17 protein-coding genes are annotated in these 17,126 nt (G+C 65.0%); 15 read left to right on the top strand and 2 right to left on the bottom strand.

What is annotated here, in order from left to right; translation table 11 throughout:
* Positions 1-27: 27 nt before the first annotated feature.
* The 12 genes from IVA81_RS18010 (at position 28) to IVA81_RS17955 (ending at position 12,133) form a co-directional block, all read left to right on the top strand.
* A complete protein-coding gene (locus tag IVA81_RS18010; RefSeq protein ID WP_247320420.1) occupies positions 28-981 on the top strand; it encodes an ABC transporter permease in 954 nt (317 codons plus the stop codon).
* A 4-nt stretch (positions 982-985) separates the two neighbouring features.
* Positions 986-1,888: an ABC transporter permease gene (locus IVA81_RS18005; protein WP_247320418.1), complete on the top strand. Its 903-nt coding sequence runs from the start codon at positions 986-988 to the stop codon at positions 1,886-1,888.
* Positions 1,889-1,891: 3 nt separating this feature from the next.
* On the top strand, positions 1,892-2,953 hold the full coding sequence (locus tag IVA81_RS18000) for an oligopeptide/dipeptide ABC transporter ATP-binding protein (RefSeq protein ID WP_247320416.1): 1,062 nt from the start codon (positions 1,892-1,894) through the stop codon (positions 2,951-2,953).
* A complete protein-coding gene (locus IVA81_RS17995; protein WP_247320414.1) occupies positions 2,950-3,147 on the top strand; it encodes a hypothetical protein in 198 nt (65 codons plus the stop codon). Before IVA81_RS18000 ends, IVA81_RS17995 begins: the two co-directional genes overlap by 4 nt.
* Entirely contained in the window at positions 3,144-4,559 is a 1,416-nt protein-coding gene (locus IVA81_RS17990; RefSeq protein ID WP_247320412.1) for an amidase, read from the top strand. The genes IVA81_RS17995 and IVA81_RS17990 overlap by 4 nt, the downstream gene beginning before the upstream one ends.
* Positions 4,556-5,533 (top strand): ABC transporter ATP-binding protein, encoded by a 978-nt coding sequence (locus tag IVA81_RS17985; protein WP_247320410.1) that lies wholly within the window; start codon positions 4,556-4,558, stop codon positions 5,531-5,533. Before IVA81_RS17990 ends, IVA81_RS17985 begins: the two co-directional genes overlap by 4 nt.
* Positions 5,534-5,700: 167 nt before the next feature.
* Positions 5,701-5,970 carry a GlsB/YeaQ/YmgE family stress response membrane protein gene (locus IVA81_RS17980; protein ID WP_018321362.1) on the top strand — a complete coding sequence of 90 codons (270 nt, stop codon included), beginning with the start codon at positions 5,701-5,703 and terminating at the stop codon, positions 5,968-5,970.
* Positions 5,971-6,226: 256 nt separating this feature from the next.
* Entirely contained in the window at positions 6,227-7,975 is a 1,749-nt protein-coding gene (locus IVA81_RS17975; protein WP_247320409.1) for a type I secretion system permease/ATPase, read from the top strand.
* Positions 7,972-9,306 carry an HlyD family type I secretion periplasmic adaptor subunit gene (locus IVA81_RS17970; RefSeq protein ID WP_247320407.1) on the top strand — a complete coding sequence of 445 codons (1,335 nt, stop codon included), beginning with the start codon at positions 7,972-7,974 and terminating at the stop codon, positions 9,304-9,306. Before IVA81_RS17975 ends, IVA81_RS17970 begins: the two co-directional genes overlap by 4 nt.
* 215 nt (positions 9,307-9,521) lie before the next feature.
* Positions 9,522-10,991, top strand: coding sequence for an AMP nucleosidase (locus IVA81_RS17965; protein WP_247320405.1), 1,470 nt, complete (start codon positions 9,522-9,524; stop codon positions 10,989-10,991).
* Positions 10,992-11,110: 119 nt separating this feature from the next.
* Positions 11,111-11,722 (top strand): tetratricopeptide repeat protein, encoded by a 612-nt coding sequence (locus tag IVA81_RS17960; protein ID WP_247320403.1) that lies wholly within the window; start codon positions 11,111-11,113, stop codon positions 11,720-11,722.
* A gap of 135 nt (positions 11,723-11,857) precedes the next feature.
* Positions 11,858-12,133, top strand: a complete 276-nt coding sequence (locus IVA81_RS17955; protein WP_247320401.1) for a DUF1488 family protein — start codon at positions 11,858-11,860, stop codon at positions 12,131-12,133.
* 203 nt (positions 12,134-12,336) lie between these two features.
* On the opposite strand, the gene IVA81_RS17950 is transcribed toward IVA81_RS17955, so the two are convergent.
* Positions 12,337-12,819 (bottom strand): CinA family protein, encoded by a 483-nt coding sequence (locus IVA81_RS17950; protein ID WP_247320399.1) that lies wholly within the window; start codon positions 12,817-12,819, stop codon positions 12,337-12,339.
* 143 nt (positions 12,820-12,962) lie between these two features.
* Between IVA81_RS17950 and IVA81_RS17945 the strand changes: the two genes are divergently transcribed.
* From IVA81_RS17945 to IVA81_RS17935, 3 genes are read left to right on the top strand one after another with little or no spacing between them, the layout of a single operon-like run.
* The gene (locus IVA81_RS17945) at positions 12,963-14,021 is read left to right on the top strand and encodes an amidohydrolase family protein (RefSeq protein ID WP_247320397.1); all 1,059 of its coding nucleotides are present in this window, start codon (positions 12,963-12,965) and stop codon (positions 14,019-14,021) included.
* A 24-nt stretch (positions 14,022-14,045) separates the two neighbouring features.
* Positions 14,046-15,155 (top strand): amidohydrolase family protein, encoded by a 1,110-nt coding sequence (locus IVA81_RS17940; RefSeq protein WP_247320395.1) that lies wholly within the window; start codon positions 14,046-14,048, stop codon positions 15,153-15,155.
* On the top strand, positions 15,155-15,568 hold the full coding sequence (locus IVA81_RS17935) for a Rieske (2Fe-2S) protein (RefSeq protein ID WP_091955851.1): 414 nt from the start codon (positions 15,155-15,157) through the stop codon (positions 15,566-15,568). Before IVA81_RS17940 ends, IVA81_RS17935 begins: the two co-directional genes overlap by 1 nt.
* Positions 15,569-15,704: 136 nt before the next feature.
* Here IVA81_RS17935 and IVA81_RS17930 read toward each other — a convergent pair whose 3' ends face one another.
* Positions 15,705-17,036 (bottom strand): MFS transporter, encoded by a 1,332-nt coding sequence (locus tag IVA81_RS17930; protein ID WP_247320393.1) that lies wholly within the window; start codon positions 17,034-17,036, stop codon positions 15,705-15,707.
* Positions 17,037-17,126: the final 90 nt, after the last annotated feature.

Below are 17,126 nucleotides of genomic sequence, written 5' to 3'. Positions count from 1 at the left end.
GGGGAGAAGGGAAGAAAAAGAAACAACGTGCTCGCCTATATCGCCAGACGCATTGTCTATGTCATTCCGATCGTCATCAGCGTGGCGCTGGTGTGCTTCCTGCTCGTGCACATCACGCCTGGCGATCCGCTGGTCGCCGTGCTGCCGGCCGACGCCTCGCAGGAGCTTGCCGCGCAGCTGCGTACCGCCTATGGCTTCGACCGCCCGCTGCCGGTGCAGTTCGGGCTTTGGTTGCTCCGCGCCCTTCATGGCGACCTCGGCAATTCCATCGCCACCGGCCGCCCCGTGCTTGCCGAAGTCATGCGCGCGGTCGGCAACACCGTCACGCTGGCGATCGCCGCCGCGATCATCGGCTTCACCATGGGCATCCTGCTCGGCCTGATCGCCGGCTATTTCCGCGAGACCTGGATCGACAAGGTCGCGACCTCCTTTGCCATCGCCGGCGTCTCCGTGCCGCATTACTGGCTCGGCATGGTGCTCGTCATCATCTTCTCGGTGCAGCTGAACTGGCTGCCCGCGGTCGGTGCCGGGCCGAACGGCTCCAACTCCTGGGCCTGGGACTGGGACCACCTGAAATATCTCGTATTGCCGGCGATTACGACGTCGGTGATTCCGATGGGCATCGTCACCCGCACCGTGCGTGCGCTCACCGGTGATATCCTCAGCCAGGACTTCGTCGAGGCCTTGCGCGCCAAGGGTCTGCACGAGCGCGGCGTATTCCGCCACGTCATCAAGAATGCCGCCCCCACCGCACTCGCCGTGATGGGGCTTCAACTCGGCTATATGCTCGGCGGCTCGATCCTGATCGAGACTGTGTTCTCCTGGCCGGGCTCGGGCTTCCTGCTCAACTCGGCGATCTTCCAGCGCGATCTGCCGCTGCTGCAGGGCACGATCCTGATCCTGGCGCTGTTCTTCGTCTTCCTCAATCTCCTGGTCGACATCGCGCAAGCCGCGATCGACCCGCGTATCAAGCGGGGCTAGCGGGATGAGCGAGCTTCCATTGTCTGCGACCAGCGACGCCGCGCTCCAGGCCGCGCCCGCGACCAAGGCGCGCGGTTATTGGGCGACCGTCGGCCGCCGCATCACGCGCGACAAGGTCAGCATGGCCTGCGCGCTGGTGCTGCTGCTGATCTTCCTCTCGGCGATCCTCGCGCCATGGCTGGGTCTGGAGGATCCCTACAAGGGCTCGATGATCCGCCGCCTGCGCCATATCGGCACCGCGGGCTACCCGCTCGGGACCGACGAGCTCGGCCGCGACATGCTGGCGCGGCTGATCTATGGCGGACGGCTGTCGCTGGTCATCGGCATCCTGCCCGTGATCCTCGCCTTCTGCATCGGCACCTCGCTCGGCCTCGTTGCCGGCTATGTCGGCGGCAAGCTCAACACGGCGATTATGCGCACGATCGACGTGTTCTATGCCTTCCCGTCGGTGCTGCTGGCGATCGCGATCTCCGGCGCACTCGGGGCCGGTATCCTCAATTCCATCGTGTCGTTGACGGTGGTGTTCGTGCCGCAGATCACCCGCGTCGCCGAGAGCGTCACGACGGGCGTGCGCAACATGGATTTCGTCGAGGCCGCGCGTGCCTCCGGCGCCGGGCCCTTCACCATCATGCGCGTGCACATTCTCGGCAACGTGCTGGGGTCGATTTTCGTCTATGCCACCAGTCTCATTTCAGTCTCGATGATCCTGGCCGCCGGTCTTTCCTTCCTCGGTCTCGGCACCAAGCCGCCGGAGCCGGAATGGGGGTTGATGCTGAACACCTTGCGGACCGCGATCTACGTCAATCCCTGGGTCGCAGCATTGCCGGGCGCGATGATCTTCGCGGTCTCGATCTGCTTCAATCTGCTCTCGGACGGCCTGCGCAGCGCCATGGACATCAGGAACTAGGCCATGAGCGAGAACAATACATCCGTCGAAATGCTGGAGCAGGTCGAGGACGTCGGCGGCGTCGCGCAGCCGCTGCTGCAGGTCAACGGGCTGACCAAGCATTTTCCGGTGCGTGGCGGGCTGTTCGCCGCCAAACGAACCGTGCGCGCCGTTGACAGTGTCTCCTTCACTGTTGCCAAGGGCGAGACCGTCGGCATCGTCGGCGAATCCGGCTGCGGCAAGTCGACCACGGCGCGGCTGCTGATGCATCTGATGCCGCGCGATACCGGCGACATCATCTATGACGGCATGACCGTGGGGCAGTCGCTGTCGCTGCGCGAGCTGCGCCGGGGCATGCAGATGGTGTTCCAGGACTCCTACGCCTCGCTCAATCCGCGCCTGACGATCGAGGAATCGATCGCGTTCGGCCCCAAGGTCCACGGCATGGCCGACGGCGCGGCGCGCACCCTCGCGCGCGAGCTGCTCGGCAAGGTCGGTCTTCGCCCGGAAAATTTCGCGAGCCGCTATCCGCACGAGATCTCCGGCGGTCAGCGCCAGCGGGTCAACATCGCGCGAGCACTGGCGTTGTCGCCAAGGCTGGTGATCCTGGATGAAGCCGTCTCCGCGCTCGACAAATCCGTCGAGGCGCAGGTGCTCAATCTCCTGGCCGATCTCAAGCGCGAGTTCGGCCTGACCTATCTGTTCATCAGCCACGACCTCAACGTCGTCCGCTACATCTCGAATCGCGTGCTGGTGATGTATCTCGGCGAGGTCGTCGAGCTGGGTCCGGTCGACCAGGTCTGGGATAGTCCAGCGCATCCCTACACGCGCGCACTTCTTGCTGCGATGCCGTCCTCCGACCCCGACAGGCGCACCGAGACGCCGCCGATCACGGGCGATCCGCCCAATCCGATCGATCCGCCCTCGGGTTGCCGCTTCCACACCCGTTGCCCGTTTGCGGAGCCGCTCTGCGCAAATGCGACACCAAAGCTCACCGCGCTCGATAGAATGGGCCACGAGGCCGCGTGCTACATGGCGATACCGGGTTCAGGCCATAGCCGAGCGCCCAGGGAGAAGACCGCATGACGAGACCGACACCGAAAGAGATCAAGCCGATCGCGCAAATCGCCGGCGTCGCTGTGGATGACGAGATCGCGACGCGCATCTCAAATTCCATCGGACCTGCCTTCGAAGGCTTCGAGGCCATCGCCGGCACGCTTCCGTTCGACCTCGAGCCCGCGCTTTATCCGATCGCGCAGACGCAGAAGGTCTCGAAATGAGCACCGAGCCTGCATTGATGACGCTCACCGAGGTCGCGCGCGCGATCGCGATGAAGCAGGTGTCCTCGCATGAGGTCACGCGCGCGCTGCTGCACCGCATCGCGCAGTGGCAGCCGCATCTCAACGCCTTCATGTCGGTCGAGGCCGAGGCAGCATTGAAGGCGGCCGAAGCCGCCGATTCCGAGCTCGCCAAGGGCAATGTCCGCGGACCCCTGCATGGCGTGCCGCTCGCGCACAAGGACATGTATTACGACACGGGTCACGTCGCGACCTGCGGCTCGCTGATCCGCCGCGACTTCGTGCCAACCGTCACGTCCACCGCCCTGCAGCGGCTGAAGGATGCCGGACAGGTGCGCCTCGGCACGCTGCACCTCGCCGAATTCGCCTACGGCCCGACCGGTCACAACGCCCATTACGGCCCGGTGCGCAATCCCTGGAACGTCGCCCATATCACCGGCGGGTCCTCATCCGGCTCCGGTTCGGCGGTTGCCGCGCGGCTGACCTATGCGGCGCTCGGCTCCGACACAGGCGGCTCGATCCGCATGCCCGCGCATTTTTGCGGCGTCACCGGCCTCAAGACCACCGTCGGGCGCGTCAGCCGCGCCGGCGCGATGCCGCTGTCGCAATCGCTCGACACGGTCGGCCCCCTCGCACGGACTGCCGAGGATTGCGCGCTGCTGCTGGCCTTGATGGCCGGCGCCGACCCCGCGGATTCGACCTGCAGCCACGAGCCGCTGTCGGATTATGTCGCTGCGACCAAGGGCTCGCTGAAGGGCCTCAAGATCGGCGTGCCCGCATCCTTTTATGTCGACGATCTCGACGGCGAGGTCGCGCGCGTGCTGGACGAGACCATCGCGCTGCTCAAGCGCGAGGGCGCCGACATCGTCAAGGTCGAGCTGCCGGACCAGCGGCAATTGTCCTCGGCGAGCCAGCTCGTGCTCGCCGCCGAAGCTGCCGCCTTCCACAAGCGGTGGATGATCGAGCGTCCGCAGGATTATGGCCCGCAAGTGCTGATGCGGCTTCAGAACGGTCTCGCCGTTCCCGCCATCACCTATCTGGAGGCGATGCGCTGGCGCGGCCCGGCGCTCGCCGCCCACAACGCGGCGACCGCAAGCGTCGATGCGGTGATCGCACCGGCCTCGCCGGTGCCGGCGCCGACGATGGAGGAGAGCGATGTCGGCGGCGGCCCGAATGCACCGGCCATGGTGCAGCGCCTGACCCTGTTCACCCGCCCGGTGAACTATCTCGGCCTGCCGTCGCTCACCGTACCGTCCGGCTTCACCAAAAGCGGCCTGCCGGTCGGCATGCAACTGATCGGCCGCTCCTTCGATGAAGCGACCCTGCTCACCATCGGCGCCGCCTTCCAGCGCGTCACCGACTATCACGATCGATTGCCGAAACTGCCGTCATGACCAACCTCGTCGAGATCTCAGGCCTTAACATCCGCTTCACCGGCGAGCGCACGGTCTATGCCGTGAACGATCTGAGCCTCTCGCTCGGGACCAGCGAGGTGCTGGGCCTGCTCGGCGAGTCCGGCTCTGGCAAGAGCGTGACACTGCGTGCCTTGATGCGGCTATTGCCGAAGAAGCGCACGCAGATTTCGGGCAAGGTCAACGTGATGGGCCGCGACGTGCTCGCCATGAACGATGAGGAATTGTCGTCATTCCGCGGCCAGACCGTCTCGATGATCTTCCAGGAGCCGGCATTGGCGCTCGATCCGGTCTACACCATCGGGGCGCAGATCGCCGAAAGCGTGGTGCGCCACGAAGGCAAGAGTTACGCGGAGGGCAGGGCGCGGGCGCTGGAGATGCTCGAGGTCGTGCGCATCCCCTCCGCCAAGCGGCGGCTGGACGCCTATCCGCACGAGATGTCCGGCGGCATGCGGCAGCGCGCCATGATTGCGCTGGCGCTGGCCTGCCGGCCAAAAATCCTGCTGGCGGACGAGCCGACCACGGCGCTCGACGCCACCGTGCAGATCCAGATCCTGTTGCTGCTGCGCGAGTTGCAGCGCGAGTTCGGCATGTCCGTCATCTTCGTCACCCACGACATCGGCGTCGCCATCGAGATCTGCGACCGCGTGGCGGTGATGTATGCCGGCCAGATCGTGGAGCAGGGTAGCTTGCGCGACATCGTCCGCAGCCCGGTGCATCCCTACGCCAAGGGCCTGCTCGCCTCGACCATCCACGGCGCCAAGCGGGGGCAACGCCTCGAAACCATCCCCGGCACGCCGCCCTCGCTGGGCGAAAAGCCCCACAACTGCTCCTTCGCCCCGCGCTGTTCGGCGGCCCAGCCTCGTTGCCTGGAGCAATTGCCTGCGAACGTGGAGGTCGGGCCGGGCCGGGCGGCGCGATGCGTGCTGGCGGAGCAGGCGGCCGCAGTATCGTAACACCCACTTGAAATTTTTCTGCGACAACACCGACTTGGCTACTGTGCATGGGGTTGTTTTCGGCTTTTTCTCTTCCCAGCCGCCACCAGCCGCCGGGGAACAGCATTCACACCCCATTCATCCCGGTTCCCGTTCCATGGCTCCGTTCACGGAGAGGGACCTCACTTATGTACATTTCCAACGAAGGCCTGCTTGTCATCCTGTTTGTCGGCCTGGTGGCCGGCTGGCTCGCCGGCAAGGTGGTGCGCGGGACCGGGTTCGGCATCATCGGCGACATCGTGGTCGGCATCGCCGGCGCGCTGGTGGCGAGCTTCCTGTTTCCGAAGCTCGGCATTCGTCTCGGCACGGGCCTGGTGTCGGAGATCGTCTATTCCGCCATCGGCGCGGTCATCCTGCTGCTGGTGGTGCGGCTGGTGCGTGGCGGCGGCCGGTTCTAGCCCGCGCTCGGCGGATCGGAACTTTTGGGCTCTCGCTTTTCCGGGAAGAGCCTGAAAGCCCGCAAGAAAAAGCCGCAAGCCTGTGAAATTCCGGACTTGCGCACAATGCTATCAGGGGTAGATGTGGCTCATGGAGGCCTGGATTAGGTCGACTGCGTTGGACGGGCGGAAAACGCGATGTTAATCCGGGTCAAGTACTCCTGATTTTGCCTTTGAAATCAGGGGCTTTGCCTCTCACCGGAAAGAGATCAGACTGATGGCAGCCATCCCTGGCGTCCGCCGTTCAGAGCTCGGTGACGCCTTGCGCGCTTGTCGCACGGCGTTCGTCGGCGTCGGCTTGATGAGCTGCATGATCAACCTGCTCTATCTGACCGGGTCGATCTTCATGCTGGAGGTCTACGACCGGGTGCTGCCGAGCCGCAGCATTCCCACCCTTGTCGGCCTCATCATCCTCGCCAGCTTCCTCTACATGGCGCAGGGCGTGCTCGACATGATCCGCAATCGGATCCTGGGGCGGGTCGGCACCGCGCTCGATGAAGCCCTCAACAAGCGCGTGTTCGACACCATCGTGCGCCTGCCGCTCCTGGTCGGCAGCCGCAACGAAGGTCTCCAGCCGCTGCGTGATCTCGACAACGTCCGCTCCTTCCTCGGCGGCATGGGCCCGAGCGCGTTCTTCGATCTGCCCTGGCTGCCGCTCTATCTCGCCATCTGCTTCGCCTTCCACGTCATGATCGGCGTCACCGCGCTGATCGGCGCCATCATCCTGGTCGGCCTGACGCTGGTCACCGAGTTCATGTCGCGCCAGCCGGCGCGCGAGGCGATGGGCCTTGCCGCCCAGCGCAACGATCTCGCCCAGGCCAGCCGCCGCAACGCCGAAGTCATGGTCTCGATGGGCATGGCCGGTCGGATGAACCAGCGCTGGAGCGAGACCAACGAAAAATATCTCGCTGGCAATCAGCGTGCGAGCGACGTCGCCGGCGGTCTCGGCGCGGTCGCAAAGGTGCTGCGCATGATGCTGCAATCGGCCGTGCTCGCGGTCGGCGCCTATCTCGTCATCCACCAGGAGGCGACCGCCGGCATCATCATTGCCGGCTCGATCCTCTCCGCCCGCGCGCTTGCACCCGTCGATCTCGCCATTGCGCACTGGAGATCCTTCGTCGCAGCACGCCAGAGCTGGCATCGCCTCACCCGCCTGTTGGAGCAGATGCCGGCGCAGACGATGCCGACCCAGTTGCAGGCGCCCACGAGCCGGCTCTCGGTCGAAGGCGTCGCCATGGTGCCGCCCGGCGACCAGCGCCTCATCGTGCAGGACATCACCTTCGCGCTCGCCGCGGGCAACGGCCTCGGCGTGATCGGCCCGAGCGGCTCCGGCAAGTCGTCATTGATCCGCGCGCTGGTCGGGGTCTGGCAGCCGGTGCGCGGCAAGGTGCGGCTCGACGGCGCGGCGCTCGATCAATGGTCATCCGACATGCTCGGCCGGCACATCGGCTATCTGCCGCAGGACGTCGAATTGTTCGGCGGCACCATCGCGCAGAACATCAGCCGGTTCGACCCCGAGGCGACGTCCGACGGCATCATCGCGGCGGCAAAAGAAGCCGGCGTGCACGAGATGATCATCAAGATGCGCGAGGGCTACAACACCCAAGTCGGCGAGCAGGGCGCGGCGCTTTCCGCAGGCCAGGCGCAGCGCGTGGCGCTGGCACGTGCGCTCTATGGCAATCCCTTCCTGATCGTGCTCGACGAGCCCAACTCCAATCTCGACACCGAAGGCGATGAGGCGCTGACCCGCGCCGTCCGTGCCGCGCGCGAGCGCGGCGCCATCGTCGTCGTGGTGGCGCACCGCCCGATCGGCGTCGAGGCGGTCGACCAGGTCCTGGTGCTGCGCGACGGCCGCATGCAGGCGTTCGGCCCGAAGGAGCAGGTGCTCGCCCAGGTGCTGCAGCCGCGCGTGACGCCGCCGGCACCGATCAAGATCGTCAGCGAAGGCGGAGTGGCCAAGCCATGAGCACGATGGCCATCGGCGGCCCGAAGCCTGCCGCGAAGAAGACCGTCCGTGAATCCATCAAGTTTCACCTGATCCTCGGCCTCGTGATCGTGCTGGTCCTGGTCATCGGTCTCGGCGGCTGGGCGTCGACCGTGCTGATCTCGGGCGCGCTGATTGCGCCGGGGCAGATCGTGGTCGAATCCAACGTCAAGAAGGTGCAGCACCCGACCGGCGGCGTGGTTGGCGAGGTGCGTGCCCGCGACGGCGACCTGGTCAAGGCCGGCGACATCGTGGTGCGGCTCGACGACACCGTCACCAAAGCGAACCTTGCCATCGTCACCAAGAATCTCGACGCCGCGCAGGCGCGCGCGGCGCGATTGCAGGCCGAGCAGCGCGGTGTCGACAGAATCGAATTTCCGCAGGCCCTGCTCGATCGCGCCATCGATCCTGACGTCAAGCTGCTGCTCTCCGCCGAAACCAAGCTGTTCGACGTCCGCGTCAATGGCCGCACCGGACAGAAGGCGCAACTCCGCGAGCGCATCACGCAGCTCAACGAGGAAATCTCGGGCCTCAGCGCCCAGGAGAAGGCCAAGGACCAGGAGATCTCGCTGGTGCAGAACGAGCTCACCGGCGTGCGGGAGCTCTACGACAAGCGTCTGGTGCAGATCTCGCGCCTGACCCAGCTCGAACGCGACTCGGCACGCCTCAACGGCGAGCGCGCGCAGTACATCGCCTCGCGCGCCCAGGCCAAGGGCAAGATCACCGAGACCGAGCTGCAGATCATCCAGGTCGACAAGGACGTGGTGAGCGAAGTCTCCAAGGACCTGCGCGAGACCAACGACAAGATCGGCGAACTGATCGAGCGGAAGGTCGCCGCCGAAGACCAGCTTCGCCGCATCGACATTCGCGCGCCGCAGGACGGCATGGTGCTGCAATCGACGGTGCACACCGTCGGCGGCGTCATCACCGCCGGTGATGCGCTGATGCTGATCGTGCCGCAGGCCGACGATCTCCAGGTCGAGGCCAAGGTCAATCCGGTCGACATCGACAAGCTCCAGATCGGCCAGAAGACGCTGCTGCGCCTCTCCGCCTTCAACCAGCGCACCACGCCGGAGCTCAACGGCCTCGTCAGCCGCGTCTCGCCCGACGTCACCACCGACCAGCGCACCGGTCAGAGCTACTACACCATCCGCGTCTCGATGCCGGCCGAAGAGATCGCCCGCCTGGGCGACGTCAAGATGATTCCCGGCATGCCCGTGGAAGCCTTCGTCCAGACCGGCGACCGCACCATGCTGTCCTATCTGATGAAGCCGCTGCACGACCAGCTGATGCGCGCGTTCCGCGAAAAGTGACGCGCAAAAGCGCGTCATCCCGGAGCGCGCCTAGCGCGCATCCGGGATCTCGCGCGGCACATTCGGTCTCGTAGGGTGGGCAAAGGCGCGAAGCGCCGTGCCCACCATTCTTTGCACGCAATCAAGATGGTGGGCACGCTTCGCTTTGCCCACCCTACGGCACCGCCTTCTTTGCTATAGTTCGACTCGAGCCTCAGCAACCCGGCGGTCGACCCATGCAATCTCTCCCCTCCATCGCCACCGAATCCTTCTCCGACGCGTCCCTCGCCGTTGCCCGCCTGGAAGAGATCTACGAGCGCAACACGAAGTTTCTGCGCGACCGGTTCGAGGCCTATGTCAACGGCGAGGCGATCACGACGCGGGTGCGGGCCTACTATCCCTTCGTCCGCGTCACCACCGCAACGCATGCGCGGCTGGATTCGCGCCTGGCCTATGGCTTCGTCGCCGGCCCCGGCGTGCACGAGACCAGCGTCACGCGGCCGGATCTGTTCCGCAGCTATCTCGTCGAACAGATCGGGCTGCTGATCCAGAACCATGGCGTGCCCGTCGAGATCGGGGAATCGGCCGAGCCGATCCCGATCCACTTCGCCTACCGCCGTGACATCAACATCGAAGCCGCCATCACGACGAGCGAGAATTCGCTTGTGACGCGGTCGCTGCGCGACGCGTTCGACGTGCCGGATCTCGCCACCATGGACGATTCCATCGCCGACGGCACGTTTGAGCTCCAGCCGGGCGTGCCCGAGCCGCTGTCGCTGTTTCGGGCCGCCCGTGTCGATTACTCGTTGCGCCGGCTTTATCATTACACCGGCACCGACCCCGAATATTTCCAGAACTTTGTGATCTTCACCAACTACCAGTTCTATGTCGATGCATTCGTGCAAGCCTGCCAGCAGCGGCTCCAGTCCGGCGAGGCCGGCCTCGAAGCCTTCGTCGCGCCCGGCAATGTCATCACGCGCAGCGGCGGCGCGACCAGCGGGGACGCGCCCGCGCGCATGCCGCAGATGCCGGCCTTCCACCTGGTCGCGCCCGGCTATCGCGGCATCACCCTGATCAACATCGGCACCGGTCCGTCGAATGCGCGGAACGTCACCGACCACGTCGCGGTGCTGCGCCCGCATGCCTGGCTGATGCTCGGCCACTGCGCGGGCCTGCGCAACACGCAGCGGCTCGGCGATTACGTGCTCGCGCACGGCTATGTGCGCGAGGACCATGTGCTCGACCGCGAGCTGCCGCTATGGGTGCCGATCCCGGCGCTGGCCGAGATGCAGGTCGCGCTCGAGGAGGCGGTCGAGGACGTCACCGGGCTCGAAGGTTTTGAGCTCAAGCGCCTGATGCGCACCGGCACCGTCGCCAGTGTCGACAACCGCAATTGGGAGATCTCCGGGCCTGAGGTGATCCGCCGCCTGTCGCAGTCGCGCGCAGTTGCGCTCGACATGGAATCGGCCGCGATCGCCGCCAACGGCTACCGCTTCCGCGTGCCCTACGGCACGCTGCTCTGCGTCTCCGACAAGCCGCTGCACGGCGAGATCAAGCTCGCCGGCATGGCCAGCGAATTTTACCGCCGCCGCGTCGGCCAGCATCTCGAGATCGGCCTGAAGGCACTGGAGCGGCTCAAGCAGCAGGAATCGGAGCGGCTGCATTCGCGAAAGCTCCGCAGTTTCGCTGAGGTGGCCTTCCAGTAAGTCACCAGACCTGTCGTACGAACGCTGACGTCTCCGTGAGAGCAGCGCCCCGGAATATTGTTGTCAAGGCAGGGTTATCACGTCTTCCGGGGCCGCTTGAAACTGTACGGGAGACAGACATGATCGCAGCGATGATCAGGTGCGTCGCGTTGGGTACATTCGCGGCAGCCCTGTTGAGCTCGCCGGCATTCGCCGCGGGTGGAGGCGGGGGCGGAGGCGGGGGCGGCGTTAGTTCCACGGATCCGTATGCCGGGGCCTATTCGGATCAAAGGCCGCAGCCGACCTATCCGAAGCGCCCGGGTGCCAAGGCGACCCAGAAGGGCAAGAAGCCGAACAACCAGTCCAGCATCGACGATCCCGCATTCGCGCCTGGCTATCGCATGGCCTATCACACCATCTACGAGCGCAACGACTATGCGGCCGCGATCGCGCAATTGAGGTCGCTTGGCCATGACGACCATCCGAACGTCGCCAACCTCATCGGCTACTCCTATCGCAAGCTTGGTGACTACGAGCAGTCGCAGGTCTGGTACGAACGCGCATTGAAGGCGGACCCGAACCACGTGCTGACGTGGCAATATTACGGGCTGTGGCAGCTCGAGCGCGGCAATCGCGAGCAGGCTATCTATCACCTTGGCCGCATTGCGTCGATTTGCGGGACGAATTGCGAGGAATATCGATCGCTATCCGCGGCGCTCGACAGGCCGACCGGCACAGCGCTCACCTATTGAAGCTGACGAGCAGCCGGTTCACCGATCCCTCCTGATGACGGGCGCCGGATGACGGCCATGTCTTTCGGCGCGGATGGTGACAACGCGGCAGATTTTCAGCATTGTCCCGTTCGGGGGTGCGAACGGGACAATTGGATGCCGCTGACGCGCGACAAGATCATCGGCCATGACCTCCAACGGCTGGCCTTTCGCTTCACCATGCTGAACGACGACGAGGTCGTGCAGTGCCAGATCAGCGACGCCGCGATGGATGAGCTCGCGGGCATGCAGGGCACCGAAAGCAGCGCGCGGCAGGCGCAGTTCCTGTCGCTGCGCGAGACCATCGAGCGGATCGCGTCAGTACTGTACGACGAAGCACCGCGATTCCAGGGCTATGTGGTGCGGATTTTCATGCGGCATCTGGGGCGATGATGTCGGTCGCCGCCTCGACACAAATCTATCGCCGTCATCCTGAGGTGCTCGTCCTGCGACGCAGGACGAGCCTCGAAGGGCGACGGCCCGGCTGCTTCTCGGCCGTCCATCCTTCGAGGCTCCACACGTGGCGCGTTGCGCCACGCGTCTCGCACCTCAGGATGACGGAACTGAAAGCGTAATCGCTGCGAGCGATACCATCGTCATCCCTCCAGCTTCCTTAGCAGCAATTTGAGCGCCGTTGCCGCGAACACCTGCATGTTCGCGAACCGGTCATTGCTGCCCGTCTCCAGCGTCATCACCTCCGCCGCCGGCCCGCTCACCGCCATGCAGCTATGACCCGCGGCGTCGCCATAGCGGTTGCCGGTGGGGCCGGCTGCGCCGGTCTCGGACAGGCCCCAGTCGCTGTTGAAGCGCGTTCGCATCTGCTCGGCCAGCAGTTGCGCGTAGGGCTCCGACGAGGAGCGAAAGCCCTTCATTCCTTCATCCGAAATATTCATCAGCACGCGCCTGGCATCGCGGGTGTAGACCACCGCGCCGCCGAGGAAATAGGCGGACGCACCGGGCACCGCGAGCAGGCTAGCCGCGAGCAGGCCGCCGGCCGAGGATTCCGCCACAGCGATGGTCTGTTTGCGCGCGATCAGTTTGGCGGCGATCTGTTCCGCGATGCCGACGAGCTCTTTCATTTCCTGAACCTCCCATTTCCCCGCAACCGAGCTGCGCCTTCCTAGCATATGCCGGCTGCCCTGGCCGAGTTGCGGGCGGCGGGCAGGCCTGCTTGAATGGAGGGCACGAGACAAAAGCGACGAGGAAACGTGAAGGAGACGTCATGGCGTCCCTGATCGCGGGCGGGGTGGATTGCGATGTGCATCCTGCCGTGCCGCATCTGACCAGCCTGCTGCCGTATCTGAACGATTACTGGCGCGATCAGGTGATGACGCGCGGCATGGTCGATCTCGTCTCGCAATCTTATCCTGAGAGGTCACCGATCGTGGCGCGCCCCGATTGGCGGCCCGAGAGCGGCAAGCCAGGCGAGAGCCTGGAGGACATGCAGCGCCACGTGTTCGACGCTTTCAAGCTCGAATACGCCATCTGCAATCCGCTCTACGGCGTGCAGATGGTGTTTTCGGAAGATTTGCAGGCCGCCTTCTGCCGCGCGCTGAACGATTGGCTCGCCAAGGAATGGCTCGATTGCGATTCCCGGCTGCGCGGCTCGATCGTGATCCCGACGCAAAGCGTCGAGAAGGCCGTTGCCGAGATCGAGCGCTGCGCGCAGGACAAGCGCTTCGTGCAGGTGCTGATGCTGGTCATGGGCGACACGCCCCTCGGCAAGCGCGCGCTGTGGCCGATCTATGAAGCCGCGGAACGGTTGGAACTCCCGGTCGGCATCCACGCCGGTTCCGCTTACCACAATCCGCCGACCGCGGTGGGATGGGGTTCCTATCACATCGAGGATTATGTCGGTCAGGCCCAGGCGTTCCAGACCCAGCTCACCAGCCTGATCGTCGAAGGCGTGTTTGCCAAATATCCGCGCCTGAAAATGGTGATGCTGGAGTCCGGCGTCTCCTGGATCTCCCCCTATCTCTGGCGCCTGCACAAGTTCTGGCGCGGGGTACGGATGGAGACGCCGTGGGTCGATCGTGCGCCGCTGGATATTGTGCGCAGCAACATCCGCTTCTCGTTGCAGCCATTTGATGCACCGCCAGACAACGCGACATTAATTCGCCTGTTTGATCATATGCAGTCGGACGAATTGGTCCTATTCTCCACGGACTATCCGCACTGGCAGTTCGACGGCCAGGACGCGCTGCCCGAAGGTCTCACCCCCGATCTCGTGCGCAAGATCATGATCGAAAATCCGCATGCGACCTATCCCCGCCTGACTTAGCCCGCTGCCAAAGGAGGCAAGGCGATGAATATCCAGTTCCGCGAGAGCTCCGAAGCTGCTTCCCCACTGACTACGAAAACCGCGATCGCGGATTGCGACATCCATCCGGCCCGCGCCACCCGCACCGAGCTCTATCCCTATCTCGCCAAACGTTGGCAGCATCATCTCGAAGTCTACGGCGTTCATGCCTATCAGGGCATGATGGAAGGCCCGCCCTATCCGAAAGCCCAGCCCAACGCCTCGCGCCGCGATGCCTATCCGCCCGAAGGCGGGCCGCAGGGCTCCTCGCTCTCCTTCATGCAGGAGCAGCTGCTCGATCCCAATAATGTGCAGCTGGGCGTGCTCAATCCGCTCAACACCGGGCAGGGCATCCGCAATCACGAGCTCGCGGCCGCCTTGTGCTCGGCGATCAACGACTGGCAGATCGACAAATGGACCAGCAGGGACAAGCGGCTGAAGGCGTCGATCGTCGTGGGTAACGAGGACGGTTTGTCGGCCGCCGCCGAAATCCGCGAGCGCGCCGGCGACAAGAATTTCGTGCAAGTGCTGTTGCTCAGTCGCAATGTCGAGCCGCTCGGCCAGCGCCGCTACTGGCCGATTTATCAGGCCGCGGAAGAAGCGGGGCTGCCCGTCGGCGTCCACGCCTTCGGCTTCGGCGGCAATCCGATCACGCCGTCGGGCTGGCCCTCCTATTACATCGAGGAAATGGTGGGCCATTCGCAGTGCCAGCAATCGGCGCTGGCCAGTCTTGTTTTGGAGGGCGTGTTCGAGCGCTTCCCGAAACTGAAGATGGTGATGATCGAGGCCGGCTTCGGCTGGGCGCCGTCGCTGGCGTGGCGGCTCGACAAGGCCTGGCAGCGCCTGCGCAGCGAGGTGCCGCATGTGAAGCGTCCGCCGTCGGAATATATCCGCGAGCAGGTATGGTGGACCACGCAGCCGATGGAAGACCCGGAGCGGCGCGAAGACCTGTTCGACGTCATCAACTGGATCGGCTGGGACCGGCTCTTGTTCGCGACCGACTATCCGCATTGGGATTATGACGAGCCCTCGCGCGTGCTGCCGGCGGGCGTCAGCGAGGCCAATCGCGACGCGTTCTATCTCGGCAATGCGCGCGCCCTATACGGGATTGGTTGATGGCGCGGCATGTGATCGCGCCGGTCGACGAGCTTCCGCCGGGCACGCGAAAATTTCTGGAGATCGACGGGCGGCCGATCGCGGTCTTCAACATCAAGGGTGAATATTTCGGCCTGATGAACCGTTGCCCGCATCAGGGCGCGGCGCTGTGCGAGGGCCCGCTGATCGGGCTCGCGCAGTCAAAGGAACCCGGCGAGATCGAATACACCAAGCTCGGCGAGATCATCCGCTGCCCCTGGCACGGCTGGGAGTTCGACATCCGCACCGGCCAATCCTATTGCGACCCCCGCCGCTTCCGCGTGAAGGCGTATCCCGCCCATGTCGAGCCGGGCGCAAGCGTGGTGAAGGGGCCGTATGTCGCCGAGACTGTTACGGTGAAGGTCGAGAGCGATTACGTGGTGGTGGAGCTGTAGCGCCCGCTGTCATTCCGGGGCGGTCCGCAGGACCGAACTCGGAATCCATCGTGCAACAGGCGCTGGGAGAAATGGATTCTCTGATGCGCAATGGCGCATCAGGGTTCGCGCTACGCGCCGCCGCAGTGACACCGCTCTAACGCCCCGCGACCGGCTCCGGCACCGCATCATACGCCGGCGCCGCCTTGCCACCGTCGCGATACACCGTGGACGCTGCGATGATGCCAAGCAGCGCGGCGAGCATCAGCCAGAAGCCCGGCGAGGCCTTGTCGCCGGTCCGCTCGATCAGCCAGGTCGAGGCGAGCGGCGTGAAGGTGCCGAACAGCGCGGCGGCGAGCGCGAACGCAAGCGAGAAGCAGGTGGTGCGCACATGCGCCGGCACGATCTCGACCAGCGCACCGAGCATGGTGCCGCTGTAGACCCCGAAATAGAACGAGAACATCATCTCCACCGCGAGCAGCTTGCCGAAGCTCGGCGCGGCCACCAGCCAATGCAGCGCGGGATAGGCGGTGACCAGCGAGAGGCCGGCGATGGCGAGCAGCACCGGCTTGCGGCCGATGCGATCGGACAGCGCGCCGCCGACCGGATTCCAGATGAAGTTGCTCACCGCGACCAGCAGGGTCACGAGCAGCGCGTCCTGCGTCGACAGCTTCAGCACCGTCTTGCCGAAGGTCGGCGTGTAAACGGTGACGAAATAGAACGTCGTCGTGGTCAGGATCGCGATCATCATGCCGAGGATGACGATGCGCCAATTGGCGAGTGCGGAGGCGAACACCTCGCTGGCCGTGGGGTGCTTCTTCATCGCGAGGAAGGCCGGCGTCTCCTCCAGCGTCCGCCGCAGGACGAAGATCAGGGGAATGATCAGGCAGCCGACGAAGAAGGGAATGCGCCAGCCCCAGGCGGCGACCGTGTCGGCGGGCATCACTTCGGACAGGATGTAGCCGAGGATCGATGCCACGAAGATCGCGACCTGCTGGCTCGACGATTGGAACGAGGTGTAGAAGCCGCGATTGCCGGGCGTTGCGATTTCCGCGAGGTACACCGACACACCGCCGAGCTCGACGCCGGCGGAGAAGCCCTGGAGCAAACGTCCGATCAGCACGATCACGGGCGCGGCGATGCCGATGGTCGCATAGCTCGGGCAGAATGCGATCACCACGGTGCCGAAGGCCATGATGCCGAGCGTGACGATCAGGCCCTGGCGGCGGCCGATGCGGTCGATATAGGCGCCTAGCACGATCGCGCCGACCGGCCGCATCAACGCGCCGAGCCAGAACACGCCGAAGGTGTTGAGCAGCGACGCCGTCTCGTTGGAGGAGGGGAAGAACGCCTTGCCGATCGCGGCCGCATAGAAGCCGAACAGGAAGAAGTCGAACTGCTCGAGGAAATTGCCTGACGTGGCGCGCAGGATCGCGCCGATGCGCGATTTGATCTCGGGCGAATTGGTTGAGGTGGCTGGTCCAGCCATGGCGTTGCTCCCCTTCAAGACGTGGCCGGACCGGAAATGATTTCACGGCAAGACGGCAGATTGCAGCTGCGACAATCTGTCTCATCCCTT

Origin of the sequence: Bradyrhizobium sp. 141, from assembly GCF_023074055.1 — a bacterium.
Classification (GTDB): domain Bacteria; phylum Pseudomonadota; class Alphaproteobacteria; order Rhizobiales; family Xanthobacteraceae; genus Bradyrhizobium.
Note: the sequence above shows the minus strand (reverse complement) of the source record. Positions and strands in the feature narration are given on the sequence as shown.